The sequence below is a fragment of the Sediminibacterium sp. GW821-FHT12F12 genome (assembly GCF_058806635.1).
In genome coordinates, this window is sequence record NZ_JBXAPW010000012.1 from 74,690 (window position 1) to 91,612 (window position 16,923).

The window sequence follows — 16,923 nt, forward strand, 5'->3', positions numbered from 1 at the left end:
GCGGGATAGGTTTTGTAGAGGGAGAACGAGGGGTCTCGAACCCCCGACCTTTAGTGCCACAAACTAACGCTCTAACCAACTGAGCTACGCTCTCCGTTTTTTGGACGGCAAAAATAGGAAAATTCGGGATTAGTTGGGCGTCATTTTTCACAATCTTTTTCCGAACCACTCATCAAAACCTTTGTTAATTGGGATAAGTACTGATGGCTTAACCGCTTTTTGGGCTATTTTTGGAACAGTCATGCAAAAATTTACGCATTTTATGAAGAGTAGAAAAGGATTATTGCTGTTGGCCGTCGTTTTATTCGGTGGTCTGTTTTTTGCTTTCAGAACCTCCGGGATCGGATCAAAAGACATACTGGTTACCCAGAAACAACGTTTACTTGCTGCTGTGGGTACCATTCTGGAGCAACAGCATTACAGTCCCAAAAATATCAATGACGATTTCTCCCGCCAGGTATTTAAAAAATACCTCGAAGACCTGGACGGCGATAAATCGCATTTCCTGCAGTCGGATATAACCGCCCTCAAAAAATATGAGACCACGATCGATGATGAGATTCATGAAGCCACACCCATCCAGTTTGCTCCGGCGGTGAGTGCTTTGTATGACCAGCGCATCAAAGACGTGATCGGGATTTATCGTTCCGTTCTCAGCAAACCCTTCGACTTTTCCAAAGATGAAACCGTGGAAATGGATGGCGATAAGCTGTCTTACATGAAAGATGAAGCAGAACGGGCAGAACGCTGGCGCAAGAAACTGAAATATTATACACTGGAGAGATACGCCGACCTGTTAGAGCAGCGTGAGAAAAATAAAGGCCAGAAAGATTTTGTGGTAAAACAGGATTCTACCCTGGAGCGCGAAGCGCGTGAGCGTGTGCTGAAGATCATGAATGAAACCTATGAGCGTATCCAGAAAACATTTAAGGAAGAAGAACGCTTTAATTCTTTCATCAACGTGATCACCAACCAGATGGATCCGCACAGCGATTATTTTCCACCAGTGGAGAAAAGATCTTTTGATGAGAAGATGAGTGGTAAGTTCTACGGTATTGGTGCTACCCTGCAGAAAGATGATTATGGTATTAAAATAGCGAGTATCGTTACCGGTGGTGCCGCCTGGAAATCGGGCGAAGTAGTGGTGAACGATGTGATCACCAAAGTGGCACAGGGCAAGGGAGAACCGGTAGATGTAACCGGTTTTGAAACCACCGATGCGGTAAAACTGATCCGCGGTAATAAGGGAACAGAAGTAAGACTGACCATCAAAAAACAGGACGGCTCTTACAAACAGGTAAGCATGATCCGCGAAGAAGTGGTGCAGGATGAAGGGTATGCCCGCAGTGCGGTGATACAGAACGGCAATGATAAGATCGGATATATCTATCTGCCTGATTTTTATTCTGATTTTGAAGATGTAAATGGTCACCATTGCTCAGAAGACGTGGCCCAGGAAGTGATCAAACTGAAAGCAGAGAATGTAAAAGGCATCGTGATCGATGTTCGGAATAATGGCGGTGGTTCCTTATATGAAGTGGTGAAAATGGTGGGATTGTTTATCAAAAGCGGTCCGGTGGTGCAGGTAAAAGAAAGAAGCGGCCGTGTGGATCAGAATACCTGGCGCGATAACGATGAATCCATCCTGTATGATGGTCCGCTGGCAGTGATGGTGAACGAGTTCAGTGCCTCGGCCAGTGAAATTTTTGCCGGTGCTATCCAGGATTACAAGAGAGGAATCATTATCGGAAGTTCTTCTACCTACGGAAAAGGAACCGTACAACGCCAGGTACCCTTTGGCAACCGTAACGACCTGTACAGTGGTCGCACCGATATGGGAGCTATGACACTTACCTTCCAGAAATTTTACCGGGTAAATGGCGGTTCTACACAGTTAAAAGGTATCACACCCGATGTGGTATTGCCGGATGCATTGGAGTATTATAAAGGGCGTGAAAAAGATAATCCGGGTGCATTGCCTTACGATGAGATCCCTAAAATGAATTACCAGACCTGGAACGATAGTTTTGGATTGGATAACCTCGTGAAAAAAGAGAACGAAAAGATCCAGAGCGATGCTTCTTATAACCTCCTGAAAAGTAACCTGCAATGGCTCGCTAAAAATGCAGAAATGCCCGTAGACCTGCAATTGCAGAAATACAAAGCGCGGCAGAAACAGATCATGGCTACTGTTAACCAGAACAATACTTTACTGAAGGCCAAAGAAGAACTGAACGTAGCTGCACTGGTGGCGGATAATGATAAGTTTTATAAAAATCCGGACCCCTCCAAAGGAGAACGTTACCAGGCATGGCTCAAGTTCCTGAAAACAGATATGCATATAGATGAAACCGTTAAAATGGTAGGTCAGATGGTACACACGCAGGTGCAAACCGTGGCAAAGTAATCAGTTGGCTTATATTCTGTATTTTGTGAGTTCAAACGATGCATGCACATGGAACCTGAGAAGAAGTGGTACGCTTTATATACCAAACCCCGTTGGGAAAAAAAGATTGATAGCGCACTGATCAGAAAGGGAATCGAAAGCTGGTGCCCGTTACAAAGGGTTGAACGCCAGTGGAGCGATCGGAAAAAAATCATCGAGGATCCGTTATTCAAATCCTATGTGTTTGTACGGATCGATGATACCGAACGTACCAAAGTACTGATGACGGATGGAGTACTCAATTTTGTGCACTACCTGCGCAAACCTGCGGTCATCAAAAATGAAGAAGTAGATCTTATTAAAAAATACCTTGCCGAAAAAGATGCCAGCATTTCTATTCTCTCCGAAGAAGGATTTAAGGAACAGATGCAGGTAACCGTAAACCATGGTGTATTCATGGGTAACGAAGGAACCGTATTACGCGGCGGCAAGAAAAAAGTGTATGTAAAACTCGAAAGCCTGGGACAGGTAATGGTAGTGGAGTTTCCCGCAGAATTTTTATCACCGATTTAGTGAGTTGGGAGTGGTTAGTAGTGAGTGTAAAATGTGTTGATATACTACTTACATCTTTTGTGAATAGGCAATGGTCAATGCTGAATGAAAAATGATATTTACTCACTACTGACAACTCACCACTCACCACTCACGAGTTCAGTGAATGGGGAATGGTCAATTGTCAATGAGAAATGGTGTTGACTCACTACTCACATCTTTCATGCATGGGTAATTGTCAATGATGAGTGGATAAGGAACTGTTTGATCATTGCCTATTGCCCATTCACAATTCCCAATTCACAATTTCGTTCGCCCATTCTTTTCTATACGGGGTACTGATGCGGATATAGTTATCTGTGTATCCTTCCATCATGCCGTTTTTCTCAAAAGCCTCAAACAAAACTTTGCGGGTTTGGCCGGTGAACTGGTTGGTAAAGTACTGCATCTTCATGTAGGAGAGGTTACGCAGGGTTTTGTTGCGTTCATTGCGCACAGCAACGGGTACTACGGGTTTTATTTCCAGGGCTTTGGTATGATCCCTTTCTGAGTAAGTAAACACGTGGAGGTAAGACACATCGAGCGAGTGCAGGAAATCGAAGGTTTCGGTAAACTGCTGATCGGTTTCACCGGGAAAACCTACAATCACATCCACGCCGATGGCGCAATGCGGCATCAGGGTTTTGATGAGGGCCACTCTTTCGGCATACAGTTCTCTTTTATAACGCCTCCTCATCAGTTTCAAAATCTCATTGCTCCCGCTTTGCAGGGGTATATGAAAATGCGGCATAAACTTATCGCTGTTGGCTACATATTCGATGATCTCATTGGTAAGCAGGTTGGGTTCGATGGAGGAAATACGGTAACGTTCAATTCCCTTTATTTTATCCAGCGCTTTTACGAGGTCAAAGAAGTTTTCTTCGTATTTGTTATCGCCATCCGGTCCCTTCCCGAAATCGCCCAGGTTTACGCCGGTAAGTACGATCTCTTTTACCCCATCGGCTGCCAGTTTTTCAGCATGACCTACCACATTGGCCACATTATCGCTACGGCTTTTACCCCGCGCCATGGGGATGGTGCAGAAGGAACAGTTATAATCACAGCCATCCTGCACTTTTAAAAAGGTACGGGTACGGTCGTTTTGAGAAAAAGAGGCATTAAATCCGCTTACTTCTTCAATATCGCAACTGCAGATGCGGGCAGCATCGCCCTTGGCCAGTTCGCCAATATGGCGGGCAATATTGAACTTTTCGGCGGCACCCAGTACCAGGTCAACCCCGGGTATGGAAGCGATTTCTGCGGGCTTGAGCTGGGCATAACAACCGGTGATCACCACAAAACTTTCCGGCGTTTTCCGCTGGATCCGGCGAACCAGCTGCCGGCATTCCTTATCCGCATTATCCGTTACCGAGCAGGTATTGATCACATACACATCGGCCTGGTCGTCAAAATCACGTTTTTCAAAACCTTCGCTCTCCAGTAAACGGGAAAGGGTAGAAGTTTCCGAAAAATTGAGTTTACAACCCAGGGTGTGAAAGGCTACGGTTCGCTTTTTTTCCATAGAAGGGGCAAAGATAAGGAAGTTAGGAGTTTGGGGTTTGGAGTTTGGAGTTCAGCACATCGAACCCCAAACTCCAAACTCCAAACCCCAGACTGCCCTCCCTAACGTTTTCTTAAAATAACCCAAACCCCCATATCCATTTCCCGATTTACGATATAAAAGTTATGTTTGCCAGTCTTAAAAAACCAAAACCAATGCAGTTTAAGAAGATCAATAACCTTGTTGGATGGGTAGTGGCCCTGATCGCCTGTACCGTTTACATTATGACCACCGAAGCCGGAGGAAGTTTCTGGGATTGCGGTGAGTTTGTAAGCTCCTGTTTTAAATTACAGATCCCACACCCTCCGGGAGCCCCGTTGTTTGTGATGCTGGGCCGGATCTTCATTGTTCTGTTTGGCGATAATCCGCTGACCGCCGCCAAAGCCGTGAATATCATGAGCGCCCTGGCCAGTGGTTTTACCATCCTGTTCCTGTTCTGGACCATCACCCACTTTGCCAGACGCATCGTAAATGTTTCCACCAGCGATACCCTTACCCTATCTCAGGCCTGGTCTATCATGGGTGCCGGTGTGGTAGGAGCACTTGCCTATACTTTCAGTGATTCTTTCTGGTATAGTGCTGTTGAAGGTGAAGTATACGCCATGTCCTCTTTCTTCACCGCCATCGTATTCTGGGCCATCCTGAAATGGGAGAACCATGCCGATGAGCCCGGTGCAGACCGCTGGATCGTGTTTATCTTTTTCCTGATGGGATTGTCGATCGGGGTTCACTTGCTGAACCTCTTAACCATTCCCGCCATTGTAATGGTATATTATTTCCGCAGGAGAGATACTTTCAACTATGATATTCTCCGCAAATGGTTCCTCCGTTTGGTAGCCATCGGCGGTGTACTGGCTGTGATTGGTGCGCTCATCAGCGCCTCTGCAGAGTCTACCGATAATGTACCGATGGATGGTACGATGGCCGGCTTAATGATTGTGGCCGTTATCGCCGCTATTGGTCTGCTGTTCCTGGTAGAAAAACAGGGTAAGGATAAAAAAGCCTATTACGGCGGTGTTTATATCTTTTTCGCCATCGGTTGTATCATTACCGGTGTGGTACAGGTAGGTGTGATCCAGTATTCGGTGAAACTGGCGGGTACCTTCGATCGTTATTTTGTTAATAGTTTCGGACTGCCTTTCTTCTCCGGATTCACTTTCTTTTTTGTGCTGGTGGCCGGCCTGATCTGGTACGGATTGAAACTGGCCGATAAAAAAGCCTGGGCTTACCTGCGCCTCGCTATCTGGTGTTTTGCTTTTATGCTGGTAGGGTACAGTACCTATGTTACCACCATGATCCGCAGTAATGCCAATCCTTCCGTGGATATGTACAATGTGGATAATCCTAATAGTTTAGTAGGCTATCTCGGTCGTGATCAGTATGGCGATTTTCCTTTGTTATACGGACAGAAATTTACCGCAGACCCGGTTGACCTTAAGAATACCGGCATGCGTTACCAGAAATCGAAGGATAAATATATTGAGCTGGGACAGGATCGTAAATATGTATATGCGTCTGAAGACAAAATGGTATTCCCCCGTGTTTGGGATCCGAGCAACGACCAGAACCATGCCGATTACTATGCATATTATTTAGGGATCAATAAAACCCGCGAAGGAAAATATGAACGGGCACCAACACAGGCGGATAATGTGAAGTTTTTTGTAGGCTACCAGACGTACTGGATGTATTTCCGCTATTTCATGTGGAACTTCTCGGGAAAACAAAATGATAACCAGGGACTATTTGCAGGCAACGTGCGCGATGGTAACTGGATTACCGGGATTTCTTTGATAGATAACATGCTGTATGGCGACCAGAGTACCCTGCCAGACAGTCTGAAAAATAACAAAGCCCATAACAAATTATTCCTGCTGCCTTTTATTCTTGGTCTGATTGGTTTGTTTTATCAGTTCAAGAAAAGAGGAGATGATGGAACGATCAACCTGTTATTGTTCTTCTTTACCGGTATGGCCATTGTGTTGTACCTGAACCAGGCCGGTTATCAACCGCGTGAGCGTGATTATGCGTATGTAGGAAGCTTCTACGCTTTTGCTGTGTGGATTGGTTTGGGCGTATTAAAAGTGCGCGACTGGTTGGGTAAAGCCCTTTCGCAGGCTGCCGCGGCTTCTGTTGCTACTGCTATCTGCTTGCTCGCAGTACCGGTATTGATGGCGCAGCAGGAGTGGGACGACCATGACCGCAGTAAAAAAGAATTGCCACGCGACCTTGCCAAAGATTACCTCGAAAGTTGTGCTCCTAATGCCATCCTTTTCACCTACGGTGATAACGATACCTATCCTTTGTGGTATGCCCAGGAAGTAGAAGGTATCCGCAGAGATGTACGTGTGATCAACTTCAGTTTATTGGGTATTGACTGGTACATTAACCAGCTCCGTTACAAAGTAAACGAGAGCGATCCGATTGATGTGATCTGGACACCTGAACAGATCGAAGGTGGCAAACGCGATTATATTTTATACCGCCCGCAGCCCGGTATCCCGGAGAATGCTTTTTACGACCTGTATGATGTGATGAAGAATTATGTAGGTAGCGATGATCCGGCCAAGATGGACGACAGGGGTAATGGCGAAGCATTGAATACCTATCCGGTGAAAAAATTATCGGTGCCGGTTGATAAAGCATTGGTATTGAAAAACGGAACCGTGAATGCAACAGACAGTGTAGTAAGTGAACTCCGTTTTGAAATTCCCAAAGGCGCGTTGGTGAAGAACGACCTGGCCTTACTGAATATCATCGCAGCTAATAAGTGGCAGCGTCCGATCTATTTTACGAGTCCTTCTGCAGATCTGGGTTTTGATCAGTATATCCGCAGAGATGGTTTATCATACCGCCTGGTTCCGGTAGAGAACAGTCGTGTAAACACAGACTGGATGCTGGACAAAGCCATGAACAAATTTGCGTTTGGAAATGCGAATGTAAAAGGCGTGTACTTTGACGAAGAGAACCGCCGCCACCTGAACTCTATCCGTACCGCTTATTCAGAGCTGGCGATGGATCTGGCTGCCAAGAACCGCAAAGAGGAAGCCAGAAAAGTACTGGAGAAAGCAGATAAGATGCTGGAGAACGCCGGTAATTTCGATTACGGTATGACCAGTCGCGGTAACCAGCACAACCGTAATTCATTGCTGTTCCTGCAGGCTTGTTATATGGCAGACGATACCACACTGGCCAATAAAATAGCGGCTTCTGTGAAGAAAGACCTGCAACAGCAGGTGCGTTACTACAATTCGCTGGGTACAAAAAGTGCCGAAAATATGGCAGATGAGAAACGAATGGCAGAAAACTACCTGCAGGGCCTTGACCAGCTACAGAGTGTGTACAATCCAAGGATCCAGATCCCTGGTAAATTAATGGCACCAAGAGATTCTGCTGCCAAAGACAGTCCTAAAAAATAGGTTCTGATAAGATAAATCGCAAACAGCCCGGCATGGTCCGGGCTGTTTTTGTTAAAGGAATCTCCTGGGGCTGCCCAATGGGGTATTTATTTCTCATTCCGCAAACCAATACCCGGCATCTTCGTTAATATTGTAGTACTCATCTCTTGTTATTTACAGCTATGCGCGGACACCGTTTTGTACATTTTAACCCTCATGAAAATGATAAGAGCCGGTTTGAACAACTGCTCGATCTTTTTATGCAGTTACTGTCTTATACCAATGGCGACGCGTCAGAGGCATTGGACTGGCTGAACCAGCTGGACCGGAAATACCAGCTCACCAACGATGAATATGGCATGGGCGATTTTATTGATGATCTGAAACAGAACGGTTACCTGCAGGAGAATCCGCAGGATGGTAGTTTCAGGATCACCGGTAAATCGGAACAGACCATCCGCAAGAAAAGTCTGGAAGAGATCTTTGGTAAACTGAAGAAAACCAAACAGGGTAATCACCAGACCTTTAAGCCCGGCCAGGGCGATGAACAGAACCCGGACACCCGTCCCTTTCAGTTTGGCGATATGCTGGAGCAGATAGATTTTACGGAAAGTATCCGCAATGCGCAGATCAATCATGGGATCGATAGTTTTTCGATGCGGGAAGATGACCTGCAGATCAGGGAGAGTGATTTTAAAACACAGACTTCTACTGTATTGATGATCGATATTTCGCATTCGATGATATTGTACGGGGAAGACAGGATCACGCCCGCCAAAAAAGTGGCGATGGCATTGAGCGAACTCATCACCACCAAATACCCCAAAGACACATTGGATATTGTGGTCTTTGGTAACGATGCCTGGAGTATCGAGATCAAAGACCTGCCTTACCTGCAGGTAGGGCCATATCATACCAATACTGTGGCGGGCCTGGAGTTGGCGATGGACCTGCTGCGCAGAAGAAAGAATCCCAACAAACAGATCTTTATGATCACCGATGGCAAACCCACCTGTTTAAAGATCGGTGGCCGGTATTACAAAAACAGTTTCGGACTTGATAGAAAAGTAGTGAACCGTTGTATCAACCTGGCGGCGCAGTGTAAAAAACTGAAGATCCCGATCACCACTTTCATGATCGCATCAGACCCATACCTGCAGAAATTTGTACAGGAGTTTACAGAAACCAATAACGGAAAAGCCTTTTTTGCCTCTCTCGATAAACTGGGCGCATTTATATTTAAAGATTTTGAAAGCGGGAAGCGGAAGACGGTTTATTAGGAAGTCAAAAGTCAAAAGTCAAAAGTCAAAAGTTAAAAGTTAAAAGTAAGGAAATGACACTCCCTACTCACTACTGACGACTCACGACTCACGATTCACGATTCCCGCCTCACAGAAACAGAACTATGGATATTAAAAAAATAAAAACCCTCGGCCAGTTACAGAAAAGCAAGTACCAGCCGAGGTCGGTGAAAGAAGAGATCAGGGATAATCTCGTAAAGAGCATCCGCAACAGGGAAAATCCGTTTGAAGGGATTATGGGGTATGAGGATACGGTGATACCGGATACGGAGCGGGCATTGCTGAGCCGGCATAATATCCTGTTCCTGGGATTACGCGGACAGGCCAAGACCCGGATGGCGCGGCAGATGGTGGATCTGCTGGATGAATATATTCCGATTGTGGCTGGTAGTGAAGTGAACGATGATCCGCTGCAGCCAATGAGTAAATTTGCGAAAGACCTGATTGCCGAGCATGGCGATGATACGCCGGTACAATGGATCCACCGAAGCGAACGTTATGGAGAGAAGCTGGCTACACCGGATGTAAGTGTGGCAGACCTGATCGGTGATATTGATCCTATTAAAGCTGCCAATCTCAAACTCAGTTTTGCGGATGAGAAAGTGATCCATTATGGTATCATCCCCCGCAGCAACCGCGGCATTTTCGTGATCAATGAATTACCCGATCTGCAGGCGCGGATCCAGGTGGCATTATTTAATATTCTGCAGGAAGGAGACATCCAGATCCGCGGATTTAAACTGCGTATGCCGCTGGATATCTTATTTGTATTCACTGCTAACCCGGAAGATTATACCAACCGCGGCAGTATTGTAACACCGCTGAAGGATCGGATCGAAAGCCAGATCCTCACACACTATCCCAAAGACATAGAAACGGCGCTTGCCATTACAGAACAGGAAGCCAATATTCTGGGAGCACAGAAAGACAGGGTAGTGGTCAGCGACCTGATTAAACGTTTGATAGAGCAGGTGGCGTTTGAGGCAAGATCTAATGAATATGTAGATAATAAAAGCGGTGTAAGTGCCCGTTTAACCATTGCAGCTTATGAAAATGCGGTGAGTAGTGCTGAGCGAAGGGCCATCATACATGGCGAAGAGAAAACCCAGGTCTGGATCAGCGATCTTTCCGGCATCATTCCCTCAATAACGGGTAAAATAGAATTGGTGTATGAAGGAGAGCAGGAAGGGCCTTACCAGGTTGCCGTGAACCTGCTCGATAAATCCATCCGTACACAATTTGTACAATATTTTCCTAACCCTGAACAAGCGAAAAAGAAACGTAGCACCGGAAAAAAATCTGTTGAGGAAAAAGAACCCGAAAATCCCTATAAAGCCATTACCCGTTGGTTTGATGCAGGCAACCATCTGGATCTGTTGCTGGACATGAAGGATGAAGACAAGATTGCCCATCTCTATAAAGTGGACGGACTGTTTGGGTTTGTAAAAAAACACTTTCCGCATGCCAATGAAAAAGAAAATGCACTGCTGATGGAGTTTGTATTACACGGCCTTGCTGCTTATTCCATGATCAGCAAAAAAGTGATCGATGGAAAAATTGAATTCAAGGACCTGATGGGCAGTATGATGAACCTGGGCAGTTTTAACCTGGATGAAGAAGGAGATGAGTTTGATGAAGGGGATTATAGGTGAGGAACAGATGAACAGAGGAACAGATGAACAGAGGAACAGATGAACAGAGGAACAGATGAACAAGGAACAGATGAACAAGGAACAGATGAACGGAGGTGAAAAGAACAAAGAACATAGAATATCGAACACCGAACAGGGAATATCGAATGTCGAAGGAAATAAAGAATATTTATTGTCCGATCCTCTGTTCATCTGTTCCTTGTTCGTCGGTTCAATTGTTCCCTAGAACTTAATCCCTACCGATCCTCCGCCATAAAAAGGGATGGTGCCGGCGGCTGTAAATAGGGGGGATATAAAAGCCCGGAAGCTTAGATTTTTTTTCTGGGGCTGGTAGCGATAGCCGAAATTGATAAAGCCAGCGGTGGTGGTTCCCGGATTATCGAAATAGGTATTGCCCACCGATGAAGACGCAATAGTGACACCTGCGCCCAGTTCTGCAAAATGATCTCCCGATCCAGTCAGGTAATTCAATCCCAGTGGAATGGTGAATACGCCTTTCTTTAAGAAACCATATCCTCCCACACCGGCACGGATGCCCAGGCCCTGGTCGCCCTGGAAACGCTGGTCGTAGTTAATGCTTAGAATACCCGGACCACCTGCTTCTACAAAAAAGGTCTGGTGGGCTCCCTTTGCGCCGAAAGGCCCGCTTTTTTGCGCAAAACCGGCAAGGCAGAAGAGGCAGGCTACTATTACACAGGTGTATTTAAGGGTCATAGAGTACAGTTTTTGACTTAATACGCTATAACGCCAAAACAGATAGGGATATTTTGTTATGGATGTGTATCGAAGAAAAAAGGGAGTTAGCCCATAACTCACCGCTTTATGGAGCAGCATCCTGCACCGGGCTGGCCTTATTATGTTAAGGGAAACCGGCTGAAAATGACAGGCTTAGATCAGCTCTTTCAGTTTCTCCACTACCAGGTCTATCTCTTCTTTGGTATTGTGTTTACTGAAAGAAAAACGAACGGTTACCTGGTTGGGATTATTATTGATGGCACGGATCACATGCGAACCCTGATCGGCACCGCTGGTGCAGGCACTGCCGCCGCTGGCGCAGATCTGGTTAATATCAAGGTTGAAGAGAATCATTTCACTTTTTTCAGTTTTCGGGAAACTTACACTCAATACCGCATACAGGCTTCTTCCCAATGGATCGCCGTTAAATGCAACACCCTTGATATTTTTTTTCAGGCGTTCCATCATGTATAATTTCAATCCTTTCACATAGGTACTTTCTGCTTCGTAATGTTCCGTGGCCAGTTGCAATGCTTTGGCAAAACCTACAATACCGTACAGGTTCTCGGTTCCGGCACGCATGTTTCTTTCCTGGCTGCCTCCGTGTACAAAGGGTTTGATCTTTACATTCTCATTAATGTAGAGCAAACCAACTCCTTTGGGTCCATGAAATTTATGTCCGGCACCTGTGATAAAGTGAACCGGTGTATTGCGCAGATCAAAAGGGAAATGTCCTACCGTTTGAACGGTATCGCTGTGAAAAATCGCATTGTACAGTTTGCATAATTCGCCCACTGCATGAATATCGAGCATATTGCCGATTTCGTTATTGGCATGCATCAGGGTTACCAGGCATTTCTCCTCGCTTTCGGCCAGTAATTTTTCCAGGTCTTCCAGATCGATATGACCATTGGGAAGCAGTTTTACATAACTCAGCGAAGCTTCGCCGTTATGATAGAGGTATTCTACGGTGTGGGTAGTAGCGTGGTGTTCAATTACAGAGGAGATGATATGTTTACATCCCAGATCGCGCACGGCGGCGGTGATGGCGGTATTACTGCTTTCGGTACCACCGCTTGTAAAGAAGATCTCGGCGGGATGCGCATTCAGGATCTTGGCCACAGTTTTACGCGCATTCTCTATCGCCATTCTCGACTCGCGTCCGTAACTGTAAATAGAAGAAGGATTGCCAAAATGGGTGGTCAGGTAAGGCATCATCGCTTCCAGCACCTGGGGATCCAGTGAAGTGGTAGCGGCATTGTCGAGATAGATTCTTTCGCTCATGGGCGCAAAATTACTAAAATCAAAGCAATTCCCCCCTCAACTCCCAACTCCAGACTTTCTCCTACATAGCCTCCCTGATATCCTGCATCAGTTTCTGGGCAATATTAGCTGCGGTGGTCTCAAAATTACTTTCGGCATAGATCCGGATAATCGGTTCCGTATTACTGGTACGGAGATGCACCCAGTCGTTCTCGAATTCGATCTTTAAACCGTCTTCGGTATTGATGGGGTATTTCTTGTATTTCTTTTTGATATGATCAAAGATCTTCTTCAAGTCAAAACCTGCAGTCAGTTCGATCTTGTTTTTACTCATGAAGTAATCCGGATAGGTATTCCGCAGCTGGCGAACGGATTTTTTCTGTTTGGCCAGGTGCGTGAGGAATAATGCGATACCGATCAGGGCATCTCTTCCGTAATGCAGGTCCGGTACAATAATGCCCCCATTACCTTCACCACCAATTACGGCATTCACCGCTTTCATTTTATTTACCACATTCACTTCGCCCACGGCACTCGGTGTGTATTCGCCGCCGTGTTTTAGGGTTACATCTTTTAAAGCACGGGTAGAAGACATATTGCTGACCGTATTACCCTTTCGCTGCGACAGGATATAATCTGCCACCGCTACCAATGTATATTCTTCGCCAAAGAGGGTTCCATCTTCACAAACAAAACAAAGCCTGTCTACATCCGGATCAACGGCAATACCCATGCTGGCATTCTGTTTTTTTACCTCGTTGCATAACTGCAGCAGGTTCTCGGGCAGGGGTTCGGGGTTATGGGCAAATTTGCCGTTTACCTCTTCATTCAGTACTGTAAAGTCTTTTACACCGAGGGCTTTCAGCAATTGCGGCACCGCAATGGCACCGGTGCTGTTAATCGCATCTATAACGATATTGAATTTGGCTTTTTTGATGGCGGCCACATCTACCAGCGGATAGTTAACTACGGCATCAATATGCTGCTGTAATAACTGGTCGTTGGTGGTATAGCTACCCAACTGATCAACACCGGCAAATACAAAATCTTCTTTGGCGGCAATCTCCAGTACTTTGGATCCCACTTCGCCACTGATAAATTCGCCTTTGTGGTTCAGTAGTTTTAGCGCATTCCATTCTTTGGGGTTATGACTGGCAGTTAAAATAATGCCACCGGCCGCTTTTTCAAATACCACCGCCATTTCAACGGTAGGGGTGGTGCTCAGGCCCAGATCTACCACGTCCAGTCCCAGTGCATTCAGCGTACTTACCACCAGTCGCTGTACCAGCTCCCCGCTGATCCTGCCATCGCGGCCGATAATGATCTTTTTATTGGCAGATTCGCTGGCCAGCCAGGTACCGAAGGCAGCGGTGAAGCGGACCACATCCAGCGGACTGAGTGTATCGCCGGGTTTACCACCAATGGTTCCGCGGATGCCTGAAATGCTCTTGATCAATGCCATGGGAAGGAATTTAGGGATGCAAACATAATAGAAATTTTTTGTTTGCCCCGCTGGCGTAGTTTTGCAGGATAATGAGGACTTATGCCGGATAAAGCGTGGTACAAAGATTGGTTTAACTCGGATTATTATCATTTGCTCTACCAGCATAGGGATGAGGAAGAGGCTTTGCAATTTATCCGGAACCTGATTGGCTACCTACGGCCCGAAAAGGGCAGTACCATGGTAGATATTGCCTGTGGCAAAGGAAGGCATAGCAAGGCCCTGGCCGATATGGGCTTTGATGTAACGGGGATCGATCTTTCTGTGGCTTCTATTGAAGAGGCAAAAAAGCAAGAGAATGAACAGCTGCATTTTTTTCAGCATGATATGCGCCTGCCTTTCTGGATCAATTATTTTGATTACGCGTTCAATTTCTTCACCAGCTTTGGTTATTTCAGAACCCGCCGCGAGCACGATAATGCTATCCGCACCATTGCCCAGAGTCTGAAACATGATGGGATATTTGTGATCGATTACCTGAACGTGCATTACTCAGAAGACAGGCTCGAAAAATTATTTACCACCACCCTCGACGGGATTACTTTTCATATTACCAAGTGGCATGATGAGGAACATTTCTTTAAACAGATCCAGGTAACCGATGCCACCAACGCGGCTCCCAAACACCTCTATACGGAACGGGTAGCCAAATTTTCTCTCGGCGATTTTACCGATATGCTTTCTTACCAGGGTATGCAGGTGCAGGAAGTGTTTGGCGATTACCAGCTGGGGAGATATGATATCCGAAAATCACCCCGAATGATTATTGTGGCTAAGAAGAACTGATAGAAGGGCTTGTTTGTCAGCCACCTACAACGGTTGCAGAAAATAACTGCCTCTGTTTTTTATTGATCCCGAATGGATGGGTTGACTTACTTGTATGTTTTCGGCTGCCATTTTTTTCTGTAAAAAAAATCCGGGATCCTGCGGGGCGATGTGAGAATGCTGTCTCCCGTTCTCTGCGCTTTTGCCAATGGATTGGGCATAGCAGATTGAAATCCACTGTCTGGTCTTAGAATAGACATATTATCTATCGGCGATTCATAAATATCAAAACCTTGCTGGTTGTTACCCTTGTAAACAGGCGGTATTGGTTTTACCGTCATCACATTGGGTATACCCTGATAAGGCAGGCGTTTGTCAAAACTTTTATTCTGCGGAAAAGTATCTTTTTCTATCAATGGCTGTAAAACACTCTTTCCTGTAACAGATATTTTTGGAATGCTGGTAGGATTGGTTTGTGCAGACCCAGCTGAATACAGCATAACCAGCCCCATCGCGCAAAGAAGAGTTTTCATAATACCAAAATACTTAATATATCTAATTTAGTAAATGCTTCCCGGTTTTTATTTTGTTAAAATAGTCCGGGAGAACTTGTACGATTGCTCGCAAGAATAGAGCTCAGAGCAGTTTACCACTGCTAATTAATGGTAGAGTGCAACTCCAAGAGGATTGTGAGTCAGTCAACCCCCCAACGGCTGCCGACTCGGGGCTAAAGCCCGTTTATCAATTCAATCATACATTTCTATCCACGCCCTGAAGGGCGTGGCAAAAAGAATATACTTTCTGCAAAATCATGCTATAGATATGATCTCAACACTATATCAGTCATTATATTACCCCTTTTGTGTTTTTCTTTCATTGCCACGCCCTTCAGGGCGTGGACAAAGGGCTTATATGAGAAGTGGTTCAGGGACTTTAGTCCCGTGAGTGTACTAAAGCAGAAAGATGAGATAATGCTTCCAATCCCTTCGGTCTGACTGTCCAAAACTGCTACAAAAAACATTCACTCATTCACTCATTCACTCACCCACTCATTCACTCATTGGATTTGTTTCACTCATTAGATTTATCTTTACCCCATGTGCACCCCCATTCTTCTTTCTGGTTTTTTTGAAAATATCTGGGAATGGCTGCGTTATGCCGATACCCAGCTGTTTCTGAAGATGAATACGGAGTGGACAAATCCCCTGCTCGACAGCATTTACCCCTGGTACCGCGAAGCCAATGCCTGGGTGCCCTTATACCTGTTCCTGATCGTTTTTGCCATCATGAATTTTAAAGAAAAAGCCCTGCCCTGGATCCTGTTTGCGGTACTAACGGCCACCTTAACCGATCAGCTCAGCAGCAGTTTCATCAAAAAACTGATAGAACGACCAAGGCCCTGCCGGGAGGAATTATTGATGGGGCAGGTACGGCTGATCCTGAATAACTGTTCAGGCGGCTATAGTTTTCCCTCTTCGCATGCCACCAATCATTTTGGTTTTGCCATGTTCCTGTTTCTGACCCTCCGGCCGATCATGAAAAAATGGGGCTATGTATTTTTTATCTGGGCCGCTACCATTGCCTACGGACAGGTATATGTAGGCGTACATTATCCATTGGATATCCTTGCGGGTGCCCTGCTGGGTTGTTTGATCGGTTATCTCACAGGCACTTATTTCAACAAAAGAATCGGACTGCCGCAAGCGGAATGATAACTAGGCTTTCGGTTGCAGTGGAAGGCAATACTAAAATCTATATTTTTACACATTA

Annotated in this window: 12 protein-coding genes and 1 tRNA gene; 7 read left to right on the top strand and 6 right to left on the bottom strand. The window is 45.7% G+C overall.

Annotated elements, in window-relative coordinates; genetic code table 11:
• Window positions 1-20: 20 nt before the first annotated feature.
• A tRNA-His gene (locus AC1RNB_RS15300) sits at window positions 21-94 on the bottom strand.
• 168 nt (window positions 95-262) lie between these two features.
• Between AC1RNB_RS15300 and AC1RNB_RS15305 the strand changes: the two genes are divergently transcribed.
• Both AC1RNB_RS15305 and AC1RNB_RS15310 read left to right on the top strand, forming a co-directional pair.
• Window positions 263-2,407, top strand: a complete 2,145-nt coding sequence (locus AC1RNB_RS15305) for a carboxy terminal-processing peptidase (protein ID WP_493084209.1) — start codon at window positions 263-265, stop codon at window positions 2,405-2,407.
• Window positions 2,408-2,455: 48 nt separating this feature from the next.
• Window positions 2,456-2,959, top strand: coding sequence for a UpxY family transcription antiterminator (locus AC1RNB_RS15310; RefSeq protein WP_493084211.1), 504 nt, complete (start codon window positions 2,456-2,458; stop codon window positions 2,957-2,959).
• Window positions 2,960-3,224: 265 nt separating this feature from the next.
• On the opposite strand, the gene mtaB is transcribed toward AC1RNB_RS15310, so the two are convergent.
• Window positions 3,225-4,499 carry a tRNA (N(6)-L-threonylcarbamoyladenosine(37)-C(2))-methylthiotransferase MtaB gene (mtaB, locus tag AC1RNB_RS15315; protein ID WP_493084213.1) on the bottom strand — a complete coding sequence of 425 codons (1,275 nt, stop codon included), beginning with the start codon at window positions 4,497-4,499 and terminating at the stop codon, window positions 3,225-3,227.
• A 194-nt stretch (window positions 4,500-4,693) separates the two neighbouring features.
• On the opposite strand from mtaB, the gene AC1RNB_RS15320 reads away from it, so the two are divergent.
• From AC1RNB_RS15320 to AC1RNB_RS15330, 3 genes are all read left to right on the top strand, one after another.
• Window positions 4,694-7,957 (top strand): glycosyltransferase family 117 protein, encoded by a 3,264-nt coding sequence (locus tag AC1RNB_RS15320; protein ID WP_493084215.1) that lies wholly within the window; start codon window positions 4,694-4,696, stop codon window positions 7,955-7,957.
• A 161-nt stretch (window positions 7,958-8,118) separates the two neighbouring features.
• Window positions 8,119-9,216 (top strand): vWA domain-containing protein, encoded by a 1,098-nt coding sequence (locus AC1RNB_RS15325; protein WP_493084217.1) that lies wholly within the window; start codon window positions 8,119-8,121, stop codon window positions 9,214-9,216.
• A 125-nt stretch (window positions 9,217-9,341) separates the two neighbouring features.
• Window positions 9,342-10,889: a sigma 54-interacting transcriptional regulator gene (locus AC1RNB_RS15330; protein WP_493084219.1), complete on the top strand. Its 1,548-nt coding sequence runs from the start codon at window positions 9,342-9,344 to the stop codon at window positions 10,887-10,889.
• Between the two features lie 222 nt (window positions 10,890-11,111).
• Here the strand turns inward: AC1RNB_RS15330 and AC1RNB_RS15335 are convergent, their stop codons facing one another.
• From AC1RNB_RS15335 to glmM, 3 genes are all read right to left on the bottom strand, one after another.
• Window positions 11,112-11,603: a hypothetical protein gene (locus AC1RNB_RS15335; RefSeq protein WP_493084220.1), complete on the bottom strand. Its 492-nt coding sequence runs from the start codon at window positions 11,601-11,603 to the stop codon at window positions 11,112-11,114.
• A gap of 174 nt (window positions 11,604-11,777) precedes the next feature.
• Window positions 11,778-12,908, bottom strand: coding sequence for a cysteine desulfurase family protein (locus AC1RNB_RS15340; RefSeq protein WP_493084222.1), 1,131 nt, complete (start codon window positions 12,906-12,908; stop codon window positions 11,778-11,780).
• A gap of 61 nt (window positions 12,909-12,969) precedes the next feature.
• Entirely contained in the window at window positions 12,970-14,349 is a 1,380-nt protein-coding gene (gene glmM, locus AC1RNB_RS15345) for a phosphoglucosamine mutase (protein ID WP_493084224.1), read from the bottom strand.
• An 81-nt stretch (window positions 14,350-14,430) separates the two neighbouring features.
• On the opposite strand from glmM, the gene AC1RNB_RS15350 reads away from it, so the two are divergent.
• Entirely contained in the window at window positions 14,431-15,174 is a 744-nt protein-coding gene (locus tag AC1RNB_RS15350) for a class I SAM-dependent methyltransferase (RefSeq protein WP_493084226.1), read from the top strand.
• An 86-nt stretch (window positions 15,175-15,260) separates the two neighbouring features.
• Here the strand turns inward: AC1RNB_RS15350 and AC1RNB_RS15355 are convergent, their stop codons facing one another.
• Window positions 15,261-15,686 (bottom strand): hypothetical protein, encoded by a 426-nt coding sequence (locus AC1RNB_RS15355; RefSeq protein WP_493084228.1) that lies wholly within the window; start codon window positions 15,684-15,686, stop codon window positions 15,261-15,263.
• A gap of 564 nt (window positions 15,687-16,250) precedes the next feature.
• Here AC1RNB_RS15355 and AC1RNB_RS15360 point away from each other — a divergent pair.
• Window positions 16,251-16,865 carry a phosphatase PAP2 family protein gene (locus tag AC1RNB_RS15360; RefSeq protein ID WP_493084230.1) on the top strand — a complete coding sequence of 205 codons (615 nt, stop codon included), beginning with the start codon at window positions 16,251-16,253 and terminating at the stop codon, window positions 16,863-16,865.
• Window positions 16,866-16,923: the final 58 nt, after the last annotated feature.

Bases quoted from the DNA above. Each gene is read 5' to 3' on its own strand.
- AC1RNB_RS15355 (WP_493084228.1), bottom strand. From the start codon at position 15,686: ATGAAAACTCTTCTTTGCGCGATGGGGCTGGTTATGCTGTATTCAGCT.
- mtaB (WP_493084213.1), bottom strand. From the start codon at position 4,499: ATGGAAAAAAAGCGAACCGTAGCCTTTCACACCCTGGGTTGTAAACTC.
- AC1RNB_RS15335 (WP_493084220.1), bottom strand. From the start codon at position 11,603: ATGACCCTTAAATACACCTGTGTAATAGTAGCCTGCCTCTTCTGCCTT.
- AC1RNB_RS15305 (WP_493084209.1), top strand. From the start codon at position 263: ATGAAGAGTAGAAAAGGATTATTGCTGTTGGCCGTCGTTTTATTCGGT.
- AC1RNB_RS15340 (WP_493084222.1), bottom strand. From the start codon at position 12,908: ATGAGCGAAAGAATCTATCTCGACAATGCCGCTACCACTTCACTGGAT.
- AC1RNB_RS15330 (WP_493084219.1), top strand. From the start codon at position 9,342: ATGGATATTAAAAAAATAAAAACCCTCGGCCAGTTACAGAAAAGCAAG.
- AC1RNB_RS15320 (WP_493084215.1), top strand. From the start codon at position 4,694: ATGCAGTTTAAGAAGATCAATAACCTTGTTGGATGGGTAGTGGCCCTG.
- AC1RNB_RS15360 (WP_493084230.1), top strand. From the start codon at position 16,251: ATGTGCACCCCCATTCTTCTTTCTGGTTTTTTTGAAAATATCTGGGAA.
- AC1RNB_RS15325 (WP_493084217.1), top strand. From the start codon at position 8,119: ATGCGCGGACACCGTTTTGTACATTTTAACCCTCATGAAAATGATAAG.
- AC1RNB_RS15350 (WP_493084226.1), top strand. From the start codon at position 14,431: ATGCCGGATAAAGCGTGGTACAAAGATTGGTTTAACTCGGATTATTAT.
- AC1RNB_RS15310 (WP_493084211.1), top strand. From the start codon at position 2,456: ATGGAACCTGAGAAGAAGTGGTACGCTTTATATACCAAACCCCGTTGG.
- glmM (WP_493084224.1), bottom strand. From the start codon at position 14,349: ATGGCATTGATCAAGAGCATTTCAGGCATCCGCGGAACCATTGGTGGT.